Source organism: Brachybacterium atlanticum (genome assembly GCF_025669985.1).
In the GTDB taxonomy this organism is placed as follows: domain Bacteria; phylum Actinomycetota; class Actinomycetes; order Actinomycetales; family Dermabacteraceae; genus Brachybacterium; species Brachybacterium conglomeratum.
This window is the reverse complement of record NZ_JAKJJW010000001.1, coordinates 191,971-216,561: the sequence shown is the minus strand read 5'-3', so window position 1 is coordinate 216,561 and position 24,591 is coordinate 191,971. Positions and strand designations below refer to the sequence as shown.

Below are 24,591 nucleotides of genomic sequence, written 5' to 3'. Positions count from 1 at the left end.
GGCTCAGACCTCGGCGCCGTCGTCCCCCTCGTCGCGAGGGCGGCGCGGCAGCCGCAGCAGCAGCGAGACCATCCCGCCGAGCGACGCGGCGCCGCCGGCCCATCCGAGCACGGAGGGCAGCGAGGCCGAGAGCGTCACGGCGAGCAGGAGCACGAAGCCGCCGAGCAGCGCGGTCCACGACCACAGCACCGCCGAGGAGGGCTGGGGGAGGTCCGGGTCCGGCGGGTCGAAGTCGCCGTAGAGCACGTCGTCGTCGTCCAGCTCACGCGGCGGGGCGTCCCGCGGCCCCCTCGCGGGATGCGCCTCCCGGGCACGTCGGCGCGACTCCTGCAGGGCCTCCTCGGTCGACGGCCCGTCCTCGTCCTCCTCGGCGGCGAAGCGGCCGGGGCCGTCCTCGTCCTCCGGCGCGGCCGGCTCGCGCGGCGCCCTGCCGGGGCCGAGCGCGAGCCCCTCGTCGCGCAGCATCCGGGCGAACTCCGCGTCGACGTCACGGGGCTCGGGGGAGCGGCCGTCCTCCCCGCTCATCGGGACCCCTCGGGGACGGGGACATGGGCGTCCAGGAACCGGGCCGAGGTCTCGAACAGCAGCGGGGCGTCGTGGTCGAGCGGCGCCAGGTGGTGGCTCCGGGCGAGCGAGAGCCGTTCGACGGGCCCGCGGACCCGGGCGGCGACGAGGTCGCTGTCGGAGGGCGGGACGGTGTGGTCCACGCGGGAGGTCGCCAGCAGCAGCGGGGCCCGGACGGCGCCGAGACCCTCGCGGGTGCGGCGGAACAGCCGGCGCAGATGGCCGACGGCACGCACCGGTACCCGCTCGTACGCCTCCTCGGAGGCGTCCTCGCGCGCGATGTCCGACCCGATCCCGGGCAGGGTGCGCACCACCGGGGCGATCAGATCGGCCGCGGCCGCGATCCGGGGCAGCGTCATCCCCGGGTTCACCGCGACCACGGCGCAGATCGCCCCGGCGAGCTCCTCGTCCTCGGCGAGGGCGAGGGCGAGGTTCCCGCCCATCGACAGCCCGCCCACCGCGATCGGCCCGAGCTCGCCGGACAGCTCCAGCGCCGCCTCGCGCACGCACCCGTACCAGTCCTGCCAGCTGGTGCGCGCGAGGTCCTGCTCCGTGCGCGCGTGGCCGGGCAGCAGCGGCAGCTCGACCTCCCAGCCGAGCGCGGCGTGGTGCTCCGCCCAGGGACGCATCGACTGCGGCGAGCCGGTGAACCCGTGGCACAGGAGGAGCCCGCCGCGCGGGTTAGAGTGACCCCGCGCGCGCCACGGCCGGGACAGTTCGCTGAACGCCATGGGGACATCGTCGCATCCGCTTCCGTCCGGGGCATCCTCGCCCCGTCCTCGAGCGCCCGCAGGAGGGCCGACGTGCTGTACGAGATCGCCAAGCCCTTCGTCATGGCGGTGGTGAGGGCCGTGTGGGCACCGACGCTCAGCGGCCACGAGAACATCCCCGTGCAGGGACCGGTCATCCTGGCGTCGAACCATCTCACCTACGCCGACACCGTGTTCCTCCCCGGACAGGTGCGGCGCAGCGTGCATTTCCTGGGCAAGTCCGACATCTTCTCCGGCCGCTCGCCGATCGCGCGGCTGGCCGGCGCGGTGATGCGAGGGCTGCACGTGATGCCCGTGGACCGCAGCGGCGGCGGGGCCGCGCGCACGGCGATCCAGGCGGGGCTCGAGGTGCTCTCCCGCGGCGACGTGCTCGGCATCTATCCCGAGGGGACCCGGAGCCCCGACGGCCGGCTGCATCGCGGGAAGACGGGGGTGGCGCGCTTCGCCCTCGCGGCGGAGGCGCCGATCGTGCCGGTCGCGATGATCGGCGCCTTCGAGGCGCAGCGGGGACGGAAGTACTTCCCGCGCCGTCGACCCCGCATACATGTGGAGGTCGGGGCGCCGCTCGATCCCGCGGAAGTTCTCGCCCGCCATCCCGGAGCCGACGAGGCGACACGGCTGCGCGCCGTGACCGACGAGGTCATGGACCGCATCGCCGCGCTCTCCGGGCAGGAGCGGGCCCCGGAGTACGCGAGCGACGTGAAGCGCAGGCTGCGCGCGGAGCAGGCCGCCTCCAACCCCTCCGGCACCCGGCGCCGACGGCGCTGAGCCCCTGACGGACTCCCGCCGGGCCTGCGCCGTGCCCGCGACGGGCCGCGCACTGCCCAGCGACCGGTCCCTTGGCACGCACCCGTGCGGAACTGGCTACCCTGTCGGCGTGACTCCATTCAGCCCCGACGCCCCCGCCCGCGCCCACGACTTCTCGCTGTCCTCGGCCGATGACGGCCTGGCGGCGCTCGGCGCCTGGCGCGAGCTCCCGCGCGTGCAGCAGCCCGTGTGGCCCGACGAGGGGTCCCGCGCCCAGGTCTTCGACGACCTGCGCGCCGCGCCGCCGCTGGTCTTCGCCGGCGAGGTCGACGTGCTGCGCGAGCGCGTCGCCGCCGCGGCCCGCGGCGAGGCCTTCCTGCTCGCCGGGGGCGACTGCGCCGAGACCTTCGCGGACTCCACCGCGGATCGCATCCGCAACAAGATCCGCACCATCCTCCAGATGGCGGCCGTGCTCACCTACGGCGCCTCCGTGCCGGTGGTGAAGATGGGCCGGATGGCCGGACAGTTCGCCAAGCCCCGCTCCGCCGACGAGGAGACCCGTGACGGCGTGACCCTGCCCACCTATCGCGGCGACGCGGTCAACGAGTACGCCTTCACCGAGGAGGCCCGGATCCCGGATCCGCGCCGCCTGTGGAAGACGTACACCACCAGCGCCTCCACACTGAACCTCCTGCGCGCCTTCACGAACGGCGGCTTCGCGGACCTCCGCGAGGTCCACTCCTGGAACCGCGGCTTCACCTCCTCGGGCGTCGGCTACGACCGCTACGAGGAGCTCGCGGGACAGATCGACAGGGCCGTGCGCTTCATGGACGCCATCGGCGCGGACTTCGACGCGCTGAAGGTCGTGGAGTTCTACGCCTCCCACGAGGCGCTGCTGCTGGACTACGAGGAGGCGCTCTCGCGCATCGACTCCCGCACCGGCGAGATCTACGGCTGCTCGGGCCACTTCCTGTGGATCGGCGAGCGCACCCGCCAGCTCGACGGCGCGCACGTGGAGTTCATGTCCCGTCTGCGCAACCCGATCGGTGTGAAGCTCGGCCCCGACGCCTCCCTCGACGACGCGCTGCGCCTGATCGACCGCCTCGACCCCGAGCGCGAGCCGGGCCGTCTCACCTTCATCACCCGCATGGGCGCCGGGAAGATCCGTGACCGACTCCCGGCGCTGGTCGAGGGCGTGCGGGACTCCGGCGCCCAGGTCGCCTGGGTGACGGACCCGATGCACGGCAACACCATCACCTCCTCCAACGGCTACAAGACCCGCCGCTTCGAGGACATCCTCGACGAGGTCGTGGGCTTCTTCGAGGTGCACCAGGAGCTCGGAACCGTCCCGGCGGGCCTGCACATGGAGCTCACCGGCGACGACGTCACCGAGGTCCTGGGCGGCACCGGAGAGATCGACGAGGAGGGCCTCACCCGCCGCTACGAGACCCTCGTGGACCCGCGACTGAACCATCAGCAGTCCCTCGAGCTCGCCTTCCTCGTCGCGGAGATGCTCTCCCGCCGCTGAGCGGTTCCGCACCTCCGGCAGCCCGACGACGACGGCGCCGCCCCGATCGGGGCGGCGCCGTCGTCGTGCGCGGGAGGCGCGAGCGCCGGACCTTCGACGCCCCGGCTCCGGGGCTCAGAAGACCTTGATCGTGATCGTCGAGCCCTTGGCCTGCTGGCTTCCCGCCGCGGCCGTCTGCTCGTAGACCTGGCCGAAGACCGGCTCGCCCTTGTCATGGACGACCTCGACCGTGAACCCGGCCGCCTCGAGGGCGGAGCGGGCCTCGGCCTCGGGCTTCTTGAAGACGTCCGGGACCGTGACCATCTCGGGGCCGAGCGAGGTGACGATGTGGACGGTGTCCCCGCGGTGCAGGGTGCCGGAGGCGGGGGACTGCGAGATCACCGAGCCCTTCGGGACCGACGGGGAGTGCGCCTCCGCGCTCGTGACCCGGAACCCGGCCGCCTCGAGGGTGGAGCGCGCCGAGGCCGCGGGGGCGCCGGTCTGGTCCGGCACGGACAGCGGCTGACGGCCCTGCGAGACGACCACGTGGACCTCGCCGCCCTCGGGAAGCGCCTCGGCGTCGGCCGACTGGGAGATCACCACGCCCTGGGGGACGGTCTCGGAGTACTCCGCCTCGTCCTCGACCAGCTCGAGCCCGAGCGCCTCGACCTGCTCGCGCGCCTCCTCGAGGCCGGTGCCCTCGAGCGCGGGGACGGGGAAGGTCTCCACCCCCTTGGAGACCACGAGGTGGACGTCGCTGCCCTTCTTCAGGGTGGTGCCGGTCGAGGGCTCCGCGGAGATCACGTGCCCGGCCGGGACCGTGTCGTCGAAGCGCTCCTGGGTCCGCACGGTCAGATCGGAGGCGGTCAGCTCCGCCTCCGCGTCCTGCAGCGGGGTGCCGGTCACGAGCGGGACGGTCCGGTCGGCCCCGGGGCCGGTCTCGAGATACCAGTCGGCGCCGGTCCACGCCCCGCCCGCCAGCACGGCCACGAGGCTCAGCGCGGCGAGCGCGGCCATCGGCCGGGAGCGGCGGCGCGCGCCGACGGGCAGGTGCCGTCCGCGCCGGGCGCGGGGAGCGCGCACGACGAGGCTGCGCGTCCTCTCGTCCTCCTCGGCGGCGGCGCCCTCGGGCTCCTCGGCGTCCGTCCCGTCCTCGTCCTCCGCCTCCCGGCCGGGGTCGGCGTCCGGCGCGGTGGTCTCGGCATCGGCGCCGCCGGGCGCGAAGACGCGCGGGCCGCGGGAGATCTCGGCCGCGACCTCGTCCAGCGAGGAGGTGGGGCGGGGGACGTCGCCGGTGTCGCTCGGCTCGATCTCCTCGGGCCGGGCGGCGAGCGCCGACGCGGGCAGCGTGCGGAGGAGCTCCCGGACCGCCTTCAGCAGGTCCGCAGCGGAGGCGGGTCGCTGCTCGACCCCGCGCGCGCAGGCCCAGGTGATCAGGGAGTCCAGAGGGCGGGGGATGCCGGTGACCAGCGTCGAGGGCGCGGGGATGTCCTCATGGACGTGCTGGAAGGCGATGTGCACCGGCTGCTCGCCGCGGAAGGGCTGCCGTCCGGTCAGCATCTCGAACAGGACCACGCCGAGGGAGTAGAGGTCGCTGCGCTCGTCGGCCTCGCCGCGGGTGACCACCTCGGGGCTGATGTAGGCGACGGTGCCGAGCAGGGCGGCGCCGGTGGAGGAGTTGTTCGCGCCGATCGCGCGGGCGAGCCCGAAGTCGGCGACCTTCACTGTGTCCTGCCGGTCCAGCAGGATGTTCTCGGGCTTGATGTCCCGATGGACGATCCCGGCCCCGTGCGCGGCGACCAGCGCCTCCAGCACCTGCGCCGTGATCTCGAGGGACTCGCCGACGGTGAGGCGGCCGCGCTCCACGATCCGGGCGCGCAGCGTCTCGCCCTCGATGAGCTCCATGGCGAGGTAGATGCGGTCCTCGTCCTCGCCCTGGTCGAAGACGCCGACGACGTTGCGGTGGGCGAGACGGGCGGCGGAGCGCGCCTCCCGTCCGAAGCGACGGCGGAAGTCCTCGTCCATCGCGAGGTGGGGATGCATGATCTTCAGGGCCACGACGCGGTCCAGCCGCTGGTCGTGCCCGCGGTGCACGGTCGCCATTCCGCCGCGCGCGATCGGCTCCTCGACCCGGTAGCGGTCGTCGAGGAGCAGGCTGATGCCGGGGGAAGTCGACGTCGCCGAGCTCACGGGTCCGAATCTATGGGGCGAGGGGCCCCGGAACGGGGAACGACACACGCGGCGCGCGGCACAGTGACGAGGTCGACGGGATGCGCGGGCCGCCGGAGCCGTGGCACTCTGGTCCCGTGAACGACCTGGACACCCTCATCACCGAATGGCTCACCCTCCCCGACGTCGCCGAGCATCTCGACGTCGAGGTCTCGCGCGTCCGCCGCCTCATCGAGGAGGGCCAGCTGGTCGCCGTGCGGCGCGGGGATCCCGTGGTGCGCATGGTGCCGGCGATGCTGCTCAAGGACGGCGAGATCACCCCGCACCTGCCCGGCACGATCACCGTGCTGCGCGACGGCGGCTTCGAGGACGCGGAGCTGCTGGCCTGGCTGTTCGAGGGGGACGACTCGCTCCCCGGCCGTCCCATCGACCACCTCCGCCGGGGCCAGCGCGGCGAGGTGCGCCGCCGGGCGCTCGCCCTCGCCCTCTGAGTCGCCGCCTGGCAGGCCGACCGGGATGTCCCGTCCCGGTCGGCGCCGGACTCAGGCCCGCAGCGAGTCGACGTCCGTCGCACGCACTGCGAGGGCCTCGAGCCCGGCGCGGCCCAGCTCTCCCAGCCCCTCGGCGGCCTCCAGGAGCTCCCGGCCCCGGGTGGCGCGAGCGCGCACGTCGGCGGCGACCGAGGCGACGGCCCCCGTCGCGACCATGAGCTCGTGCACGGCGTGGACGGCCGCCTCGTCCGCCTCGGCATCGCCGACCACGCGCGAGAGCAGGCGCTGTCCCTCGGCGCCGGCCGCCGCCTCGGTGCGGGCCAGGAGCACGGTGCGCTTGCCCTCGACGATGTCGCCGCCGATCGGCTTGCCGGTGGCGTCCTGGTCCCCGACCACGCTGAGCAGGTCGTCGCGCAGCTGGAAAGCGGTCCCCACCTCGATCGCCCAGCTGGAGAGCGCCTCGAGCTCCGGATCCTCGGCGCCCATCAGCGCCGCCCCCATCCGCACGGGCCGCAGCACGGTGTACGGCACCGTCTTCCAGCGGATCACCGAGAGTGCGGCCTGCTCCGCATCGGGGGCGGAGGCGAAGCCGCCCGCCTGGTGGAGGATGTCGAGGTGCTGCCCGGACATCACCTCGGTGCGCATGGCCTCGAACTCGGCGCGGGCCGCAGCGACGCGCGCGGCGGGGCCCGGGATCGCCGCCGCGATCTGCTCCGCCCAGGTCAGGGCGAGGTCGCCGAGCACGATCGCGACCGCGACGCCGAACTCCTCGGCGGAACCGGAGAGCCCGGCGGCCTCGTGCGAGCGCTGGGCCCGGACATGCTGCGCCGGGCGTCCCCGCCGCATGGGGGAGTGGTCGATCACGTCGTCGTGGAGCAGCGCCGCCGCCTGCACGAGCTCGATCGCCGCGCCCAGCCTCGCGAGCGCCTCCACCTCCTCGGCCGTCGGCTCCCGGCGGAGCGCCGCGACCCCGCCCCAGAAGCAGAACCGGGGACGGAGCAGCTTCCCGCCCTCGAGGAAGGCCTCGAGGTCGTCCACCAGCGCCGCACTCTCCGTCGAGATCCGCCCCAGCTGAGCCCTGCGCTCGGAGAGCTCGGCGGCCGTGACCTCCTCGATCCGGGCGACGAGCAGCGCGTCGAGATCCGAGAGGCGAGCGGCGGGGGGAGTCGGCGAGGCAGCGGTCATCGAGTGGTCCTTTCGCACGGGTGCCCCTGATCCTCCCATGCACGCCTGGGACCTCCCGCGCGCGCCCGGGCGCGAGGCGACCGTTCCTCCCCACCGGGGCTCCGTCCCCAGGGCGCGCTCCCCCCGCCCGCTCGGCCGCCCGATCGCGCAGGGTCGGGGCATGACGACGCACATCACCCCCGCCGATCCCGGCCGCCACCTCGGCGCGGCCGACGACCCCGCCGAGCTCCTGGCCGAGGCGCGGCTCAGCCTGTACGAGGCCCCCTCGGACTGCCTGCTGCTGTCCGGCACCGCCGCACCGGGCCGCCAGCCCCTGATCACCCGGTCCTCCCTGCACGACCTCCTCGCTCCGTGCGGCGGGGAGAACCTCCGCCGCCACGTCCGCCTCGTCGCCGAGCGGGGAGCGGAGGGGATGCACGCCCTGATCGTGATCGGCGACGGCCGGCAGAGCGTGCTCGAGCCGCTGGTTCGCGAGGTGCTCGCCCGCGCCGGCGGCCTCGTGGCCGCCACCGCCGCCGCGCTCGGCCCGGGCGGGGCGCAGCTGCTCAGCCTCCGCGGCGCCGCCGACGGACGCCGCTGGGAGCTCCGAGCGTCGACGGGCGGGGACGAGGAGCTCCTGGCCGTGCCGGTCGGGCCGCTGCGCGACTTCGCCGCGACGCAGGCCGCGGCCCGCGCGGTCCTGGCCGGGCGAGCCATCCCCCAGGAGGCCCGCCCCGAGCCGCTGCTCGAGGAGATCGGGCGCGCCCTGCACCTGCCGCCCCCGGACCTCGCCTCCGCCGCCGATCCCGGCCTCCTCCTCGCCGAGGCCGGCGCGGCCCTCCGTGCCCTGCGGCGGGGCCGGCCGGGGGCTGTCGGCGCGGAGGGGATGACGAAGTGTGAACACATCGCGCAGCTGCTCGCGGCGCTCGCCGTGGACCGCCTCCACTGGGAGCTCCTCGCCCAGCTGGTCGAGCACGGCGGGGCGCCGCCGATCGCCCGCGAGACCCTCCTCCAGGAGCTCGTCGCCGATCCCACCAGACGCCCTCATCCGGACGTCTGCGCAGGTGGGAGGGTGTACGTGCTGCTCGAGGATATGCGCTGCGTGGCCTCGGCGGCGCTCGATGCCGCAGGGCCCTCCGCGCGCGGCACGGCGCGCCCTGCGTGGCGGGCGCTGACCGCTCTGCTGGTCCTGCTCGCCTGGTGGAACCACCGCTTCGCGACCGCGGGGAGCCTCGTCGACGAGCTCCGGCATCGGGAACCGGACTCCACTCTGGCACCCTTGCTGTCGAGAATGACCGACACCCCCGTCTTCCCCGCCTGGTGGCCCAGCACCTGAAGGGAGGGGGAGCCCGGGAGCACCGCGCCGGGCAGGAAGGAACGCTGCCGATGACCCTCCTCGGAGAGCACCGCGGCCCCGACGCCCCGACCGACCCGCAGGGCGACGGAGGGTCCGCCGCCCTCGCCGCGGCCGAGCACCGCACGGGGACCCCCGCCCTGCTCGGGGCATGGCACCCCGACCGCGGCGCGGGAGACCGACGTTTCACCTCGATCGGTGCGCTGCCGCTCGAGAGCGGCGAGGTGCTCGAGGACGTCACGATGGCCTACGAGACCTGGGGGACCCTCGACCGCGACCGCGGCAACGCCGTCCTCGTCCTCCATGCCCTGACCGGCGACTCCCATGTGCGCGGCGCCGCCGGGCCGTCCCACCCGACGCCCGGCTGGTGGGAGGAGATCGTCGGACCCGGGCGGCCGATCGACACCGACCGGTACTTCGTCATCGCCCCCAACGTGCTCGGCGGCTGCCAGGGCAGCACCGGACCGAGCTCCGCCGCTCCCGACGGACGCCCCTACGGCTCCCGCTTCCCGCAGGTGACGATTCGTGACCAGGTCGCGGCCGAGCACCGCCTCGCCGAGGAGCTGGACCTGCCCCGCTGGGCGCTGGTGATCGGCGGCTCGATGGGCGGCGTGCGGGCGATCGAATGGGGAGTCACCCACCCCGAGCAGGTCGAGCGCCTCGCCGTGATCGCCTCGTCGGCCCGCGCGAGCGCCGACCAGATCGCCTGGAACAGCGCCCAGGTCGCGGCGATCCGGGTCGACCCCGCCTTCCACGGCGGCGACTACTACCACCTCCCGCCGGAGGAGGGCCCCCACGCCGGGCTCGGCATCGCACGCCGCATCGCCCACACCACCTATCGCACCGCCGACGAGCTCGAGGCGCGCTTCGGCAACCGCTCCCAGGGCCCCGAGAACCCGCTCGACGGCAGCGGTCGGCACCAGGTGACCAGCTACCTCGACCATCACGCGGTCAAGCTCTCCCGCCGCTTCGACGCGAACTCCTATGTCACCCTCGCCCAGTCGATGAGCACCCATGACGTGGGCCGCGACCGCGAGGGCACCGGCGCGGCCCTGCGGCGCGTGCGTGCCCGGACCCTGGTCGTCGCGATCGACTCCGACCGCCTCTTCCCGCCGGAGCTCGTGCGCGAGATCGCCGAGCACGTCCCGGACGCCCGGTGGCAGCTGGCGAGCTCGCCGATCGGGCACGACGCCTTCCTGCTGGCCCATCCGGGACTGGAGAAGTGGATCGGCGACCTGCTGGACCACTAAGCTGGCCGTGCCGCAGCACCGCTGCGCAGGGAGGAGACGTTCCGTGACCATCGTCGTGGGGTACGCCCCGTCCACGCAGGGGAGGGCCGCGCTGCGCGCCGGCATCCGCTACGCCGAGCGCACGGGCTCGCCGCTGCTCGTCGCCGCCCATCAGCACGCCGCGCCCGGCAGCGGAGGGGCCGCCGCGACCGAGGAGGAGGTGCGCGCCGAGCTCGAGGAGCAGGGCGCGGACCTCGAGGGCGTCACGATCCGCCGAGGCCCCGACCGCGAGATCGGCGAGTTCCTGCTCGCCACGATCGAGGACGTCCAGGCCGAGCTCGTGGTGATCGGGCTGCGCCGCAAGTCGCCGATCGGCAAGCTGAACCTCGGGGCCTCCGCCCGCAGGGTCGTGCTCGGCGCGCCCTGCCCTGTGCTCACCGTCAAGGACCAGGACCCCGCCTGAGCCGCGGCGGGCGCCGCCCGGGATGCGCCGGCACGAGGCGCCGATCACGTGCCGTGTAGCCGAGGGCCCTGGACCCTGGGGCGGGAATACCTGCCCCTGAAGAGCGTTACACTGATCAGGCTTGACGGCACCGTGCCTTCGTGCGCCCCTTCCGCGGTACAGACCGGGAACGCGACACGCGGCGCACACCGTGAGCCGCGCCGAGAAGACCGATCGCCCGAGTGCGGCGGACCGCCCGCACCGGGCCGCCGCCGGAAGAAGGAACTCTGTGACCTCCTCCAAGACTGCTGAGACCGCCACCGCGGCGAAGAACAGCACCAGCGCCGCGGCCTCGACGACCGACGAGGCCGTCGAGGGCGGTGCCCCCGTGACCGACGAGGGCGGTGCCGCGAAGACCACCACCAAGACGGCCGCGAAGAAGACGGCCGCGAAGAAGACCGCCCCCTCGAGCCGGGGCGCCTCCGCCAAGCGCACCAGCGCCAAGGCCGCCGCGAAGACCCCCGATCAGGCCGAGGCCCCCGAGGTCGAGGACTCCGCCGAGGAGGCCGAGGCGCCCAAGGCCTCTCCCGGCGACCGCAAGGTCGAGGAGTCCGGCGGCTTCGTGTACAACGCCGCCGAGGACGACGCCCCCGCCCAGCAGGTCGTCACCGCCGGCGCGACCGCCGACCCGGTCAAGGACTACCTCAAGCAGATCGGCAAGGTCGCGCTGCTCAACGCCGCCCAGGAGGTCGAGCTCGCCGAGCGCATCGAGGCCGGCCTCTACGCCGAGCAGAAGCTCAAGGGCGACGAGTCCTCTCGCGACAAGAACGGCCGCCTCACCAAGGCAGGCCGCGAGCTGACGATGATCGCGGACGACGGCCGCGCCGCGAAGGACCACCTGCTCGAGGCGAACCTCCGCCTCGTCGTCTCCCTCGCCAAGCGCTACACCGGCCGCGGCATGCTGTTCCTGGACCTCATCCAGGAGGGCAACCTGGGCCTGATCCGCGCGGTCGAGAAGTTCGACTACGCCAAGGGCTACAAGTTCTCCACCTACGCCACCTGGTGGATCCGACAGGCGATCACCCGCGCCATGGCGGACCAGGCTCGCACCATCCGCATCCCGGTGCACATGGTCGAGGTCATCAACAAGCTCGCCCGAGTGCAGCGCCAGATGCTCCAGGACCTGGGCCGCGAGCCCACCCCGGAGGAGCTCGCCAAGGAGCTCGACATGACCCCCGAGAAGGTCGTCGAGGTCCAGAAGTACGGCCGCGAGCCGATCTCCCTGCACACCCCGCTGGGCGAGGACGGCGACAGCGAGTTCGGCGACCTGATCGAGGACTCCGAGGCCGTCGTCCCTGCGGACGCGGTGAGCTTCACCCTCCTGCAGGAGCAGCTCCACTCGGTGCTGGACACCCTCTCCGAGCGCGAGGCCGGCGTGGTCTCCATGCGGTTCGGCCTCGAGGACGGTCAGCCCAAGACGCTCGACGAGATCGGCAAGGTCTACGGCGTCACCCGTGAGCGGATCCGCCAGATCGAGTCCAAGACCATGAGCAAGCTGCGCCACCCCTCGCGCTCCCAGGTGCTGCGCGACTACCTGGACTGATCAGGGCGCACCTCTCATCATCGGGCGGGCCCGGGATCCTTCGTGGATCCCGGGCCCGCCCTCCGTCGGACCACGCAGGAGGAGCCATGTCGCAGCACCGCGGCGCAGCGCCGCACACCGCCGAGCCCGTTCGCGCCGCGCTCGACGACACCGCACCGCTGTCCCTCGAGGTGCACCGCGTCCTGCCCGAGCAGTGGCGTGCGCACCGCGATCTGCGCCTGGACATGCTCGAGGCCGACCCGGACGCCTTCTGGGCCGACCTCGCCGAGGTGCGCTCCCGCACCGAGGAGCAGTGGCGGGAGGAGATCGCCGGGCCCCGGATCCACCTCCAGGCCCGCGCCGACGAGACGGTGCTCGGCGGGATCGCCCTGCTGCCCGAGGGCTACACGCCGGAGCACCCGATCCCCGAGGACCGCTCGCACATCGTCTCGCTCTGGGTGCGGCCGGTCGCACGGGGCCGCGGCATCTCCACGCTGCTCCTGCGCAGCGTCGCGGAGCTCGCGATCTCGATCGGCCGGCCCCAGCTGAGCCTCGACGTCGACGACACCAACACCTCCGCACGGGCCGTCTACGAGCGCCTCGGCTTCCGCGCGACCGGCCAGCGCGAGCCGCGCGAGGGCCGCGACAGCGCCTGGATCGAGTACGTGCTCGGCGCGGAGGAGCTGCTGCGCGGCTGAGGCGCGGCCCCCCGCCGCGGACACGACGAAGGGTGCCCGCCATGATGGCGGGCACCCTTCGTGGAAGCGGGGAGGAGGAGTCGATCAGTCCTGTGTCGTTCAGACTGATCTCCTGCCGCTCGTTCCTCGCAGCACGTCGATCAGTCTCGTACTCGTCCGACTGATCTCCTGCCGCTCGTTCCTCGCAGCACGTCGATCAGTCTCGTGCTCGTCCGACTGATCTCCTGCCGCTCGTTCCTCGCAGCACGTCGATCAGTCCTCGACAGGCTCCGGCTTGAGGTGGAGCCGCTCGGTCTCGTCGATGACCTCGGAGGCGATGCCCTTCAGGGCGTCCTCGTGGGCGCGGGCGTGGTGGGCGCAGAACATGAGCTCGCCGCCCGCCTCGAGCAGCACCTTGACGTACGCCTGGGCGCCGCAGCGGTCGCAGCGGTCGTGGGCAGTGAGCCGGGGGGCTTCAAGAGTGAGGTTCATGAGCTCATTTGTAGCACCGACCCGGACGCCGACGGGAGCGTCCACAGCCCTGGTTCGCCAGGGGCGCAAAGCCCTGTGAGCCGGACCGCGCCGCCGCGCTCCGCGAGCGGCGGCTGCGCTGTTCGCGGCGTCGTTCGTCGTAGGATCCGGAGAGTGTCCACCACCACCGCCGCGAAGAAGTCCGCCTACGACGCCCGCAACCTCCAGGTCCTCGAGGGCCTCGAGGCCGTGCGCAAGCGTCCCGGCATGTACATCGGCTCCACCGACTCCCGGGGCCTCATGCACTGCCTCTGGGAGATCCTCGACAACGCCGTCGACGAGGCGCTCGGCGGATACGGCGAGTCGATCGCAGTGATCCTCCACCCCGACCACTCCGTCGAGGTGCGCGACACCGGCCGCGGCGTCCCGGTGGACGTCGAGCCCCGCACCGGCCTCACCGGCGTCGAGGTCGTCTACACCAAGCTCCACGCGGGCGGGAAGTTCGGCGGCGGCTCCTACGCCGCCTCCGGCGGTCTGCACGGCGTCGGCGCGAGCGTCGTCAACGCGCTCTCGGCCCGCCTCGACGTGGAGGTGGACCGCGGCGGGAAGACCTACGCGATGAGCTTCCAGCGCGGCGTGCCCGGCGTCTTCGCCGACGAGGGCGAGCCCTCGCCGGAGTCCGGGTTCACCCCGGCCGACGGCCCCGGCGAGCTGCGCGTGGTCGGCAAGACCAAGCGCGGCGTGACCGGCACCCGCGTGCGCTACTGGGCAGATCCGCAGATCTTCGTCAAGGGCTCCCACTTCTCCCTGGACGACCTCACCCGCCGCTCCCGGCAGACCGCCTTCCTCGTCCCGGGCCTGCAGCTCTCGGTCACCGACCACCGGCCCGAGGCGAACCCCGATCAGCCCGCCACCCGCACCTTCAAGTACGACGGCGGCATCAGCGAGTTCGTCGAGTACCTCGCCCAGGACCAGAGGATCACCGACGTGATCCGGCTCCAGGGCTCGGGCGACTACACCGAGACGATCCCGGTCCTCGACAAGAACGGGCACATGGTCTCCACCGACGTCGCGCGCACCTGCGAGGTCGACATCGCCCTGCGCTGGGGCTCCGACTTCGACTCGACGCTGCGCTCCTTCGTGAACATCGTGGCGACCCCCAAGGGCGGCACGCACGTCACCGGCTTCGAGCAGGCACTGGTCAAGACGATGCGCAAGCAGGTCGAGAACCAGGCCCGCCGCGTGAAGTTCAACGCGAAGAACGAGAAGATCGAGAAGGACGACACGCTCGCCGGCCTCACCGCCGTGGTGAGCGTCCGGATCGACGAGCCGCAGTTCGAGGGCCAGACGAAGGAGGTCCTCGGCACCCCCGCGATCCGCCAGATCGTCGCGAAGGTCGTCGAGGACCGCCTCACGGACTTCCTCACCTCCACGAAGAAGGGGGAGAAGGAGCAGGCGGCGCTCGTCGTCGACAAGGTCGTCTCCGAGATGCGGGCGCGCATCGCGGCGCGCATGCACAAGGAGGTCTCGCGGCGCAAGAACGCGCTGGAGTCCTCCACGATGCCCACCAAGCTCGCCGACTGCCGCACCCACGACGTCGACCGCTCCGAGCTGTTCATCGTCGAGGGCGACAGCGCGCTCGGCACGGCGAAGAACGCCCGCTCCTCCGAGTTCCAGGCGCTGCTGCCCATCCGCGGCAAGATCCTCAACGTGCAGAAGGCGTCCATCACGGACATGCTCAAGAACGCCGAGTGCGCGAACATCATCCAGGTGATCGGCGCCGGCTCCGGGCGCACCTTCGACCTCGAGGCCGCCCGCTACGGCAAGATCATCATGATGACCGACGCCGACGTGGACGGCGCCCACATCCGCACCCTGCTGCTGACCCTCTTCCACCGCTACATGCGCCCCCTGGTCGAGGCGGGCCGCGTCTACGCGGCCGTGCCGCCCCTGCACCGGGTCGAGATCATCCACGGCGGCTCGAAGAAGAACGAGCTGGTCTACACCTACTCCGAGGCCGAGCTGCACAAGCTGCTGAAGAACCTCGAGCGCCGCGGCAAGAAGTTCAAGGAGCCGATCCAGCGCTACAAGGGCCTGGGCGAGATGGATGCCGATCAGCTCGCGGACACCACCATGGACCCGCGCCACCGCATGCTGCGGCGGGTGCGGATCGAGGACGCCGAGGCCGCCAGCTCGGTCTTCGAGCTGCTGATGGGCTCCGAGGTCGCGCCGCGCAAGCAGTTCATCATCGAGGGAGCCGAAGAGCTCGACCTGGAGAGGATCGACGCATGAGTGTCGCCGTCCGTGTGATCCCGTGCCTGGACGTCGACGCGGGCCGCGTCGTCAAGGGCGTGAACTTCAAGGATCTGCGGGACGCTGGGGACCCGGTCGAGCTCGCGGCGCGCTATGGCGCCGACGGCGCCGACGAGCTCACTTTCCTCGACGTCACCGCCTCCTCCGGCGGCCGGGAGACGATGATCGAGGTCGTGCGCCGCACCGCCGAGCAGGTGTTCATCCCGCTGACCGTCGGGGGCGGGGTGCGCTCCGCCGAGGACGTCGACCAGCTGCTGCGCGCCGGCGCCGACAAGTGCGGAGTGAACACCGCCGCGATCTCCCGTCCAGGCGTGATCTCCGAGATCTCCCGCCGGTTCGGGAACCAGGTGCTGGTCCTCTCGATCGACGCCCGCCGCGTCACCGACGAGACCCCCGAGGGCACCGCCCGCACCGGCTCAGGCATCGAGGTCACCACGCACGGCGGCCGTCGCGGCACCGGCATCGACGCGATCGAATGGATCCGTGAGGTCACCGAGCGCGGCGCGGGGGAGATCCTGCTGAACTCGATGGACGCCGACGGCACCAAGGACGGCTTCGACCTCGAGCTGATCACCCTCGCCCGCGAGGCGACGAGCCTGCCGCTGATCGCCTCCGGCGGCGCCGGACGGCCCGAGCACTTCGCCCCCGCCGTCCACGCCGGGGCGGACGCCGTGCTCGCCGCGAGCGTGTTCCACTTCCAGGAGATGACGATCGGCGCGGCGAAGGACGCGATGGCGGCCGACGGCATCACCGTGCGGTGAGCGCCCCGCTGTCCGTCGCCCCGCGGAGCGCCGGGACCGGCCGCGCCCGAGGTCAGCGCCTGGTCGTCGGCGCGCTCGTCGCGGCGCTCGTGCTGCTGCTCGGTGCCGGCTGGCTGCTCTGGGACAACCGTCGCCTCGTGGTCACCGAGCAGGCGGTCGAGGTCGCCGCGACCCCGGAGGGCGGGCTGCGCATCGCGCACGTCTCCGACCTGCACGCCGCCGACCACGGCGACTTCCAGGACCGGCTCGCCGCCGAGATCGAGCAGCGGGACGTCGATCTCGTCGCGCTCACCGGCGACCTGATCGACATGCGCACCACCGATCTCGGCTCCGTCCTGGACCTCGCCGAGCACCTCAGCGCCGTCGCCCCCACCTTCTTCGTGCTCGGCAACCACGAGGGCGACTCCGCCCTGCGCGAGGAGCTGCTGGCGGGGCTCGAGGACGCCGGGGTGAGGATCCTGCGCGACGAGGTGACGAGCCTCGAGATCCGCGGCACCGAGGTGACGGTCGCGGGGCTCGAGGACCGCCGGGTCGCCGTGGTCGACGGACGTACCCCGGCCCAGCCCGCCGCGGTGCTGGACCGGCTCGCGCTCGAGTCCGCACCGGGCCCGACGGTGCTGCTCGCCCATCGCCCCGAGTTCCTCGCCCAGTACGCCGATCACGGCGCGGACGTCGTCCTCTCGGGGCATGCGCACGGCGGGCAGGTGCGGCTGCCGCTGATCGGGCCGCTCTTCGCCCCGCACCAGGGATGGTTCCCGGCGCTCACCGAGGGCGTGCACCGCCAGGGGGACACCGCCATGGTGATCAGCCGCGGGCTCGGCAACAGCGTCGTCGGCGTGCGGGTGAACAACCCGCGCGAGCTCGTCGTCGTCGATCTCGTGCAGTAGTCCCCGCAGGGCTCCCGACGCGGGGAGGAGCCGTGCTCAGCCCTCGATGCGGTAGGTGACGCCGAGGCGGTGGGAGGCGCCGGGCTCGAGCGCGACGAAGCCGTCCTTGGCGACGGCGGGCTCGAGGCAGACGAAGCGGGGCCAGTCCGCACCGGGGATGTCCGCCATCCCCGTCACCAGGGTGTCCCAGGGGTTCCACACCACGGTGCGGGAGGTGCCGCGCGGGGTGGAGACGAGACGTCGGCCGAGCACCGGGTCCACGACCGTCACCTCGCCGGTCGCCTCGGTGATGCGGTCGGTGGAGGCGGTCAGGCGCAGCGGCTCCTCGGGCAGGACGTCCGCAGCGAGGTCCCGCGTGTTGTCGAGGTAGGCGGCGCCCTCGAGGCCGAGGATCTCGATCTCGCGCACGTCGCCGACGGCGAGATAGGCGTGCAGCGCCGCCTCGAGCTCGACCGGGCGCGAGCCGGCGGTCAGGGTGAGATCCACGTCCAGCTGCGCGCCGAGGCGGAAGACCGCCTCCCCGCGCAGCGCGACCGCGTCCTCGGGGGTGGCGAGGGTGATCTCGACGTCGTCGCCCTCGCGGCGGGCGGAGGCGAGCTCCCAGCGGATGTTCCGCAGCCAGCCGTGCTTGACCGTGCGGGCGAGATCGCGGCCGGGCCCGAACCAGGGGCCGACCAGGGGCACGCCGCCGCGGACGGCGACGCCGGGCCCGAACTCGGAGCTCGGGCTCATCCACAGCAGGTCCTGCGCGCCGGCGGGGACCCAGCTGTTCAGGTGCGCGCCGTCGAGCAGGAGCACGCCGGTCGCTGCGGGGGTGTCGACCAGGACGGCATCGACGCCGTGCGCGGTGCCGAGGGAGACGCCCTCGGGGAGCGGGACGGCGGCGCCGCGGGCGGCGGCGGCCGCGGGGTCCTGGGCGGCGGGGGACCGGGGAACGGTGCTCATGGGCCTATCGTCCCACGCCTTCAGGGGGAGACGCCGGGCTGCTCGTCCTCGGGGCCGGCTGTCACGGCAGGACCCTCCTGCGGGGGACCCGCGGCCGCGGCCCCGGCGCCGTCCTCGGGCAGGCCCTCCGCGGCGGCCGAGACCGTGCGGATGAGCAGCAGCAGCCAGACGAACACGATCACCGCCGCCCCCATCTCGAAGGCCGTGAAGTTCAGGTAGCCCACCCCGGCGTAGAGCACGACCACCATCATCAGCAGGGCGAAGGCGCCGGCGGTGAAGCCGATCAGGGCCCCGGGCAGGCGGCGCAGCAGCACCGGCAGCACCAGCAGCGTCAGCGCGAACACCACCACCAGCGACTGGGCGAGGACGTCGTGCCAGAGCACGCTCACGCTCCGCGAGACCAGCGCGACGAGCGCGACGAGCACGCCGACGAGGGTGAGCATCACCCGCACCGCGGTCACCGCGCGATGGTCCTCGCCCGTGGCGCTGGCCCACCGGTCGAGGTCGTGCGCGATGAACTCCACCACCGTCAGCAGGGCGATGCCCGTCAGCAGCAGGGTGAGGTTGAAGATCATGCTGGAGGCCCCGGTTCCCTCGCCGAGCTCGGAGAAGTAGCGCTCCCACCAGTACGGGTCCGGGGCGCTCAGCGCGCTGGCGAGCACGCCGACGGTGAGGAAGGCGGCCAGCAGCGTCGCGAGCGAGCGTCCGGTCAGCGCCGTCAGCGAGGAGGAGGCGATGTAGGCGGCGCCGCCGCTGGCGGCCGCGACCCAGAAGGTGCCGGCGAAGCGGTCCAGCGCCACGCCCTGGAAGGCCTGCTGGAACACCGCGAACAGCGCCCCGGTGAGGAACAGGCCCAGCAGGCCGTGGATGAGCGAGAGCCCCACCACGTCCAGGGCGCGCCGCCAGAGCGGCCGGGAGCCGAACCAGGGCATCGTGCGCACGCGGTCCGTGACGAGCACCAGCACCGAGGTCGCGGTCCCGCAGCCGGCCACGGAGAGGGCCGCGACCTGGCCGATCGATCCGGTCCCCGACAGCGCGGCGGTGCCCCGCAGCGCGATCAGACCCACCACGAGGCCGACGATTGCGCCGGCGACCCCGATCGTGGCATGCGCGTTCTCGGCGCGGGTCGCCCCGGTCGCCCGGTGCGCGGCGGGGGCCGGCAACGGATCAGCCGACCGCGGCGATCGGCACCGGGACGGGGGTGCCGGAGCCGTCGCGTCGACCGGTGGGCTCGGGAAGGTCGATCGGCTGGCCCGCCTCGGAGGAGGCGCGGGCCGGATGCGGCACCACCCATGCGCCGATGAGGGAGTCCTCGCCGCGCAGGAAGCGATGGCAGCGCATGCCGGCGGTGGAGCGGCCCTTCGCCGGGAACTCCGTCAGCGAGGAGACCTTGAGCGAGCCGGTCTGCAGCAGCGGCAGCGTCGACGAGCTGCCCGCGACGGTGACGACGTCCGCGGGCGCCGTCACGTCGATCACGCCGAAGGACAGCACCTGCGCGTCGCCCGCGAGCTTGATCCCGGCCACGCCGCCCGCGCCGCGGCCCTGGGGGCGCACGCCGGAGGAGGGGAAGTGCAGCAGCTGTGCGTCGGTCGTGACGAAGACGAGGTCGAGGTCCGCGTCGTCCTCGAGGTCCACGACGCCGACGACGGCGTCGCCGTCCTTCAGCGAGATGATCTCGAAGCCGTCGGTGCGGGGGAAGTCGAGCTGGACCCGCTTGACCACGCCCTGGCGGGTGCCCAGCGCGATCGCGCCGCCGCGGGCGATGTCCGCCTCGGCCAGGCGGATCAGCCCCAGCGGGCGCTCGTCCCGCTCGAGCTCCAGCAGGTCGACCAGTCGCGTGCCGCCGGCGAGGGAGGGCGCCGAGGCGGTCGGGGCGAGGTTCGGCAGGTCCACGACGGACAGGCGCTGCACCCGGCCGCGATCGGTCACGACGCCCACCTCGGCGCGGGTGGTGCTGCGCACCGAGGAGACGATCACGTCGTGCGCGCCTCGCGGGCCCTCCCGCAGCAGCGGCCCCTCCCCGGAGACTCGGGCGATCAGCCCCGTGCCGGTCAGGTGCACGCCGCAGGGCTCGTCGGCGACCTCGAGGGAGGCGCCCGCCTTCGGCGCCGGGGCGGAGGCGGACTCGAGCAGCACCGTGCGGCGCGCGTCCCCGTGCTCGGCCGCGACGGCGGCCAGCTCGTCGGAGACCAGGCGGCGCAGGACCTCCTCGGAGCCCAGGATCTCCTCGAGACGCTCGATCTCGGCCCGCAGCTCGTCCCGCTCCGCCTCGAGGTCGATCTGCGAGAACTTCGTCAGGCGGCGCAGGCGCAGCTCGAGGATGTACTCGGCCTGCACCTGGGTGAGGTCGAAGACCTGCATCAGGCGGGTGCGGGCGGTCTCCGCGTCGTCGCTCTGGCGCACGATCTGGATGACCTCGTCGATGTCGAGGATCGCCAGCAGCAGGCCCTCGACCAGGTGCAGGCGCGCCCTGCGCTTGCCGAGGCGGTGCTCGGTGCGACGCCGCACCACGGCCAGGCGGTGGGCGACGAACACCTCCAGTAGCTGCTTGAGGCCCATCGTGCGGGGCTGCCCGTCGACCAGGGCGACGTTGTTGATGCCGAAGGACTCCTCCAGCGGGGTGAAGCGGTAGAGCTGCTCGAGCACCGCCTCGGGCTCGAAGCCGGACTTCACCGTGAGCACGAGCCGCATGCCGTGGTGGCGGTCGGTGAGGTCCTGGTAGTCGGTGATGCCGGTGACCTTCTTGGACTGCACCGCGTCGCGCAGCTTCTCGGCGAGGCGCTCGGGACCGACCTGGTACGGCAGCTCGGTGACGACGATGCCCTTGCGGCGCGAGGTGACGTTCTCGATCCGGGTGGTGGCCCGCATCTTGAAGGAGCCGCGACCGGTGCGGTAGGCGTCCCGGACCCCGTCCAGGCCCACGATCCGACCGCCCGTCGGCAGATCCGGGCCGGGCACGAAGCGCATCAGCTCCTCGAGATCCGCCTCCGGGTTCTCGATGAGATGGCGGGCCGCGGCGATCGTCTCGACCAGGTTGTGCGGCGCCATGTTCGTGGCCATGCCGACCGCGATGCCGGAAGCGCCGTTGACCAGGAGGTTCGGGTACTGCGCGGGGAGCATCTCGGGCTGGGTGAGCTGGTTGTCGTAGTTGGGCACCATGTCCACGACGTCCTCGTCCAGCGAGTCCGTCATGAGCAGCGCGGCCTTCGCCAGGCGCGCCTCGGTGTATCGGGCCGCCGCCGGGCCGTTGTCCAGGGAGCCGAAGTTGCCGTGCCCGTCCACCAGCGGCAGGCGCATGTTGAAGCCCTGCGCCATGCGCACCAGCGCGTCGTAGATCGCGGTGTCGCCATGGGGGTGGAGCTTGCCCATCACCTCGCCGACCACGCGCTGGCTCTTGACGTGGCCCTTCTCGGGCCGCAGACCCATCTCCGCCATCATGTAGAGGATGCGGCGCTGGACGGGCTTGAGGCCGTCGCGGGCATCGGGCAGCGCCCGGGAGTAGATCACGGAGTAGGCGTACTCGAGGAACGAGGACTCCATCTCGCTGGTGACGTCGATGTCGACGATGGTCTCGTCGACGGCGTCGTCCCCAGCGGGCGGTGCGGTGCTGCGTGATCGGGCCATGGAGGACATCATGGCGCATGACCGGCCATGATCCTGGGATCCCGTGCGCCCGACGGGACGTGAATCCCGTCAACACCCGCCGCTGCCGGACTAGGATCGAGCCATGGCGGACAGACGCGACGGCCTGCGGTCCCTGCGACGACGTGCCCGGGGCGGCAGCGGCGCCGGCCCGGCGTATCCCGCGCACTGGGAGGCGGACATCGCCCTGCGCGACGGCTCGGCGGCGCACCTGCGCCCGATCCTGCCCGAGGACGCCGAGGCGCTCCAGGCCTTCCACCAGCGCCAGTCCGAGCACTCGCGGTACCTGCGGTTCTTCGCGCCGATGCCGCGGCTGTCCGAGCGGGACCTGACCCGCTTCACCACCGTGGACCATCGCGACCGGGTCGCGTTCGTCGCGCTCGTGGGGAAGGACATCGTCGCCGTCGGCCGCTACGACCGGACCTCCCCGCGCTCGGCGGAGGTCGCCTTCAACGTCGCCGACTCCCGGCAGGGCTCCGGACTGGGGTCCGTGCTGCTCGAGCACCTCGCGGCCGCCGCGCGGGAGCAGGGCATCGACGTGTTCACCGCCGAGGTGCTCCCGCAGAACACGAAGATGATCAAGGTCTTCACCGAGGCGGGATTCGACGTCGACCGCACCCTCGACGACGGGGTGGTCATGGTGTCCTTCCGGATCGACCCCACCGCCCGGTCCCTCGCGGTGATGGCGGAGCGGGAGCACCGCGCCGAGGCGCGCGCCATGGAGCGGCTGCTCCACCCCGAGTCCGTGCTCCTGGTGGGGGTCTCCTCCCACCGCGATTCGGTCGGCGGCCGCTTCCTCACCGCGCTGGAGGGATCCGGCTACCCGGGAACCGTCCACCTCGTCTCCCGCGAGGCGCTCGAGCTGCGGGGCCGACGCGCCTGGGCGCGGATCTCCGAGGTCCCCGGACCCGTCGACCTCGCCGTGATCGCGCTGCGCCCCGAGGCCTGCCTCGACGCGGTCGAGGAGTGCGCCGAGATCGGGGTGCACAGCGTCGTGATCCCCACCGAGGGATTCGCCGACAGCGAGCACGGCCGGAGCCTCCAGCGCGAGCTGGTGGCGCGGATCCGACGCCACGGCATGCGGCTGCTGGGACCGGGATCCCTCGGCATGCTGCGCACCGGCGACTCGCCGCTCAACCTCTCCCTCGCCCCGCACATGCCGCGCGCGGGGCGGGCCGCGCTCGCCGGGCAGTCCAGTGCGCTCTCCGCGATGCTCCTGGCCGGCACCGATGCCCGCGGGATCGGCCTGCACGAGTTCGTGGGCGTGGGCAACCGCGCCGACGTCTCCCTCAACGACACCCTCCAGCACTGGGAGGACGACGAGGAGGTGGGCGTGATCGGGCTGGCCATGGAGTCGATGGGCAACCCGCGCAAGTTCACCCGGATCGCCCGGCGCCTGACCCGCCGCACCCCGCTGATCGTGCTGCGCCCGCCCGGCAGCGAGTCCCATCTGCCGCCCGGCCATGACGTGCGCCGCTCGACGCTGCCTCGGCGCGCCCTGGACCAGGTGCTCGACTCCGCCGGGGTCGTGCAGACCGGGGGAGTCGACCACCTCCTGGACGTCGTCGACGGCATCGAGCGCCAGGGCCTCCCGCTCGGGCCGCGGGTCGGGATCCTCTCCAACACGGCGGCGCTCGGCGCGTCGCTGCGCGGCGCCGCGGACGGCGCCGGGCTGCGCATCGTTGCCGAGAACCGCTCCGTCCCCCTCTCGCCGGACCCGCGTCAGATCCAGCGCGCCTTCACCACGATGGCGGCGCTGGGCGAGGTGGACCTCGTGATCGCCGGAATGCTCGACGCGCAGGGCGAGGACGCCGAGGAGGTGCTGCGCCAGATGGCGATCGTCGCCCGCCACTCCGAGGTGGTGCTGCTGGTGTGCGTGGTCACCGGCAGCGACCGCTTCGACGCGCTGCGCGGCCGGGTGCGCGTCGACCCGCAGCTCCCGCCGGTGCACGCCACCCCCTTCGCCGTCGTCCGCGCCGCCTCCGGCCTGCTCGAGGCGACGCTGCGGCCCGCGGCCGACGACGAGGAGCCGGCCCGGCGCGAGGACGTGGACCGCGCCGCGGCGCGGGAGATCGCCGAGCGGCTCCTGAGGGACCACCCCGGCGCGGGGAGCCCGTCGGACCCCGGGGACCGCACCGGCGCCGAGGTCGAGATCGAGGTCGGGGGAGAGGACGTCGCCGCGCTGCTGGCCGCCTACGGCATCGAGCTGCTGCAGGGCCGACGCGTCGCCGACGAGGACGAGGCGCTCGCCCGCGCCGCCGAGATCGGATATCCCGTCGCGCTGAAGAGCACCGATCCCGTGCTGCGCCACCGTGCGGACCTCGGCGGGGTGCGCCTGGGGATCCCCGACGCCGTCCAGCTGCGCCATGCGGTGCAGGCCATGCGCAAGGACCTCTCCTACTCCTCCGCGCCGCTCGAGGTGCAGGCGATGGCGCCGGCCGGGGTGCCGATGGTGGTGCGCAGCGTCGAGGACCCCTCCCTGGGGCCGGTGCTCTCCCTGTCCGTGGCGGGGGACGCGACCGACCTCCTGGACGACATCGCCTATGCGATCCCGCCCTTCAGCGAGGCCGGTGCGCACCGGCTCGTCGACGCCCCCGCCAGCGCCGTGAAGCTCCGCGGCGCCCGGGGGCTGCCGCCCGCGGACCGCGACGCGCTCGCCGACCTGGTGGTGCGGGTGGGCCTCCTCGCCGAGGACCTGCCCGAGCTCGCCTTCCTCGAGCTGTACCCGGTGCTGGTCGCCCAGCACGGCCTCACCGTGGTCGGGGCAGGAGCACGGCTCGCCCCCGCGCCGAACCGCACCGACGGGGCGCGTCGCACGCTGTCCGGACCGCCCGGTGCCTGAGGATCGTCCGGCGTCCGCCGCGTGGGAGACTGGG

20 protein-coding genes are annotated in these 24,591 nt (G+C 73.4%); 12 read left to right on the top strand and 8 right to left on the bottom strand.

The annotated features are described in order from the left end of the window. Positions 1 to 3 precede the first annotated feature (3 nt). Together L3K22_RS00960 and L3K22_RS00955 are read right to left on the bottom strand one after the other, a co-directional pair. Positions 4 to 525, bottom strand: a complete 522-nt coding sequence (locus L3K22_RS00960; protein ID WP_263309751.1) for a hypothetical protein — start codon at positions 523 to 525, stop codon at positions 4 to 6. Continuing rightward, on the bottom strand, positions 522 to 1,295 hold the full coding sequence (locus L3K22_RS00955; protein ID WP_263309750.1) for an alpha/beta hydrolase: 774 nt from the start codon (positions 1,293 to 1,295) through the stop codon (positions 522 to 524). The genes L3K22_RS00960 and L3K22_RS00955 overlap by 4 nt, the downstream gene beginning before the upstream one ends. A gap of 72 nt (positions 1,296 to 1,367) precedes the next feature. On the opposite strand from L3K22_RS00955, the gene L3K22_RS00950 reads away from it, so the two are divergent. Further along, positions 1,368 to 2,102, top strand: coding sequence for a lysophospholipid acyltransferase family protein (locus L3K22_RS00950; RefSeq protein ID WP_263309749.1), 735 nt, complete (start codon positions 1,368 to 1,370; stop codon positions 2,100 to 2,102). Positions 2,103 to 2,211: 109 nt separating this feature from the next. Next, positions 2,212 to 3,609: a class II 3-deoxy-7-phosphoheptulonate synthase gene (locus tag L3K22_RS00945; RefSeq protein ID WP_373317964.1), complete on the top strand. Its 1,398-nt coding sequence runs from the start codon at positions 2,212 to 2,214 to the stop codon at positions 3,607 to 3,609. Positions 3,610 to 3,723: 114 nt separating this feature from the next. On the opposite strand, the gene pknB is transcribed toward L3K22_RS00945, so the two are convergent. Then, entirely contained in the window at positions 3,724 to 5,778 is a 2,055-nt protein-coding gene (gene pknB / locus L3K22_RS00940) for a Stk1 family PASTA domain-containing Ser/Thr kinase (RefSeq protein WP_259882834.1), read from the bottom strand. A 116-nt stretch (positions 5,779 to 5,894) separates the two neighbouring features. Here pknB and L3K22_RS00935 point away from each other — a divergent pair, with 116 nt between their 5' ends. Continuing rightward, positions 5,895 to 6,248: an Rv2175c family DNA-binding protein gene (locus tag L3K22_RS00935; RefSeq protein WP_263309748.1), complete on the top strand. Its 354-nt coding sequence runs from the start codon at positions 5,895 to 5,897 to the stop codon at positions 6,246 to 6,248. Positions 6,249 to 6,299: 51 nt separating this feature from the next. Here the strand turns inward: L3K22_RS00935 and L3K22_RS00930 are convergent, their stop codons facing one another. After that, on the bottom strand, positions 6,300 to 7,433 hold the full coding sequence (locus L3K22_RS00930; protein WP_263309747.1) for a polyprenyl synthetase family protein: 1,134 nt from the start codon (positions 7,431 to 7,433) through the stop codon (positions 6,300 to 6,302). Between the two features lie 160 nt (positions 7,434 to 7,593). On the opposite strand from L3K22_RS00930, the gene L3K22_RS00925 reads away from it, so the two are divergent. The 5 genes from L3K22_RS00925 (at position 7,594) to L3K22_RS00905 (ending at position 12,717) form a co-directional block, all read left to right on the top strand. Continuing rightward, positions 7,594 to 8,748, top strand: a complete 1,155-nt coding sequence (locus L3K22_RS00925) for a hypothetical protein (protein ID WP_263309746.1) — start codon at positions 7,594 to 7,596, stop codon at positions 8,746 to 8,748. 50 nt (positions 8,749 to 8,798) lie between these two features. Continuing rightward, on the top strand, positions 8,799 to 10,016 hold the full coding sequence (metX, locus tag L3K22_RS00920) for a homoserine O-acetyltransferase MetX (RefSeq protein ID WP_263309745.1): 1,218 nt from the start codon (positions 8,799 to 8,801) through the stop codon (positions 10,014 to 10,016). A gap of 43 nt (positions 10,017 to 10,059) precedes the next feature. After that, complete coding sequence (locus L3K22_RS00915; RefSeq protein WP_259882828.1) at positions 10,060 to 10,458, top strand: universal stress protein; 399 nt, start codon at positions 10,060 to 10,062, stop codon at positions 10,456 to 10,458. Between the two features lie 190 nt (positions 10,459 to 10,648). Further along, a complete protein-coding gene (locus tag L3K22_RS00910) occupies positions 10,649 to 12,040 on the top strand; it encodes an RNA polymerase sigma factor (protein ID WP_263309744.1) in 1,392 nt (463 codons plus the stop codon). Positions 12,041 to 12,126: 86 nt separating this feature from the next. Next, positions 12,127 to 12,717, top strand: a complete 591-nt coding sequence (locus L3K22_RS00905; protein ID WP_263309743.1) for a GNAT family N-acetyltransferase — start codon at positions 12,127 to 12,129, stop codon at positions 12,715 to 12,717. A 252-nt stretch (positions 12,718 to 12,969) separates the two neighbouring features. Here L3K22_RS00905 and L3K22_RS00900 read toward each other — a convergent pair whose 3' ends face one another. After that, a complete protein-coding gene (locus L3K22_RS00900; RefSeq protein ID WP_010550606.1) occupies positions 12,970 to 13,188 on the bottom strand; it encodes a DUF7455 domain-containing protein in 219 nt (72 codons plus the stop codon). Between the two features lie 153 nt (positions 13,189 to 13,341). Here L3K22_RS00900 and L3K22_RS00895 point away from each other — a divergent pair, with 153 nt between their 5' ends. From L3K22_RS00895 to L3K22_RS00885, 3 genes are read left to right on the top strand one after another with little or no spacing between them, the layout of a single operon-like run. After that, the gene (locus L3K22_RS00895; RefSeq protein ID WP_263309742.1) at positions 13,342 to 15,459 is read left to right on the top strand and encodes a DNA gyrase/topoisomerase IV subunit B; all 2,118 of its coding nucleotides are present in this window, start codon (positions 13,342 to 13,344) and stop codon (positions 15,457 to 15,459) included. Beyond that, a complete protein-coding gene (gene hisF, locus L3K22_RS00890) occupies positions 15,456 to 16,241 on the top strand; it encodes an imidazole glycerol phosphate synthase subunit HisF (RefSeq protein ID WP_263309741.1) in 786 nt (261 codons plus the stop codon). Before L3K22_RS00895 ends, hisF begins: the two co-directional genes overlap by 4 nt. Beyond that, positions 16,238 to 17,128, top strand: coding sequence for a metallophosphoesterase (locus L3K22_RS00885; protein WP_263309740.1), 891 nt, complete (start codon positions 16,238 to 16,240; stop codon positions 17,126 to 17,128). The genes hisF and L3K22_RS00885 overlap by 4 nt, the downstream gene beginning before the upstream one ends. A gap of 36 nt (positions 17,129 to 17,164) precedes the next feature. Here the strand turns inward: L3K22_RS00885 and L3K22_RS00880 are convergent, their stop codons facing one another. The 3 genes from L3K22_RS00880 to L3K22_RS00870 are packed head-to-tail and all read right to left on the bottom strand — an operon-like array spanning position 17,165 to position 21,697. Next, positions 17,165 to 18,073: a D-hexose-6-phosphate mutarotase gene (locus L3K22_RS00880; protein ID WP_263309739.1), complete on the bottom strand. Its 909-nt coding sequence runs from the start codon at positions 18,071 to 18,073 to the stop codon at positions 17,165 to 17,167. A 20-nt stretch (positions 18,074 to 18,093) separates the two neighbouring features. Then, the gene (locus L3K22_RS00875; RefSeq protein ID WP_263309738.1) at positions 18,094 to 19,236 is read right to left on the bottom strand and encodes a DUF998 domain-containing protein; all 1,143 of its coding nucleotides are present in this window, start codon (positions 19,234 to 19,236) and stop codon (positions 18,094 to 18,096) included. Between the two features lie 4 nt (positions 19,237 to 19,240). Continuing rightward, a complete protein-coding gene (locus L3K22_RS00870; RefSeq protein WP_259882923.1) occupies positions 19,241 to 21,697 on the bottom strand; it encodes a DNA gyrase/topoisomerase IV subunit A in 2,457 nt (818 codons plus the stop codon). Positions 21,698 to 21,800: 103 nt separating this feature from the next. On the opposite strand from L3K22_RS00870, the gene L3K22_RS00865 reads away from it, so the two are divergent. After that, positions 21,801 to 24,557, top strand: coding sequence for a bifunctional acetate--CoA ligase family protein/GNAT family N-acetyltransferase (locus tag L3K22_RS00865; RefSeq protein WP_259882922.1), 2,757 nt, complete (start codon positions 21,801 to 21,803; stop codon positions 24,555 to 24,557). The last annotated feature ends 34 nt before the right edge of the window (positions 24,558 to 24,591 follow it).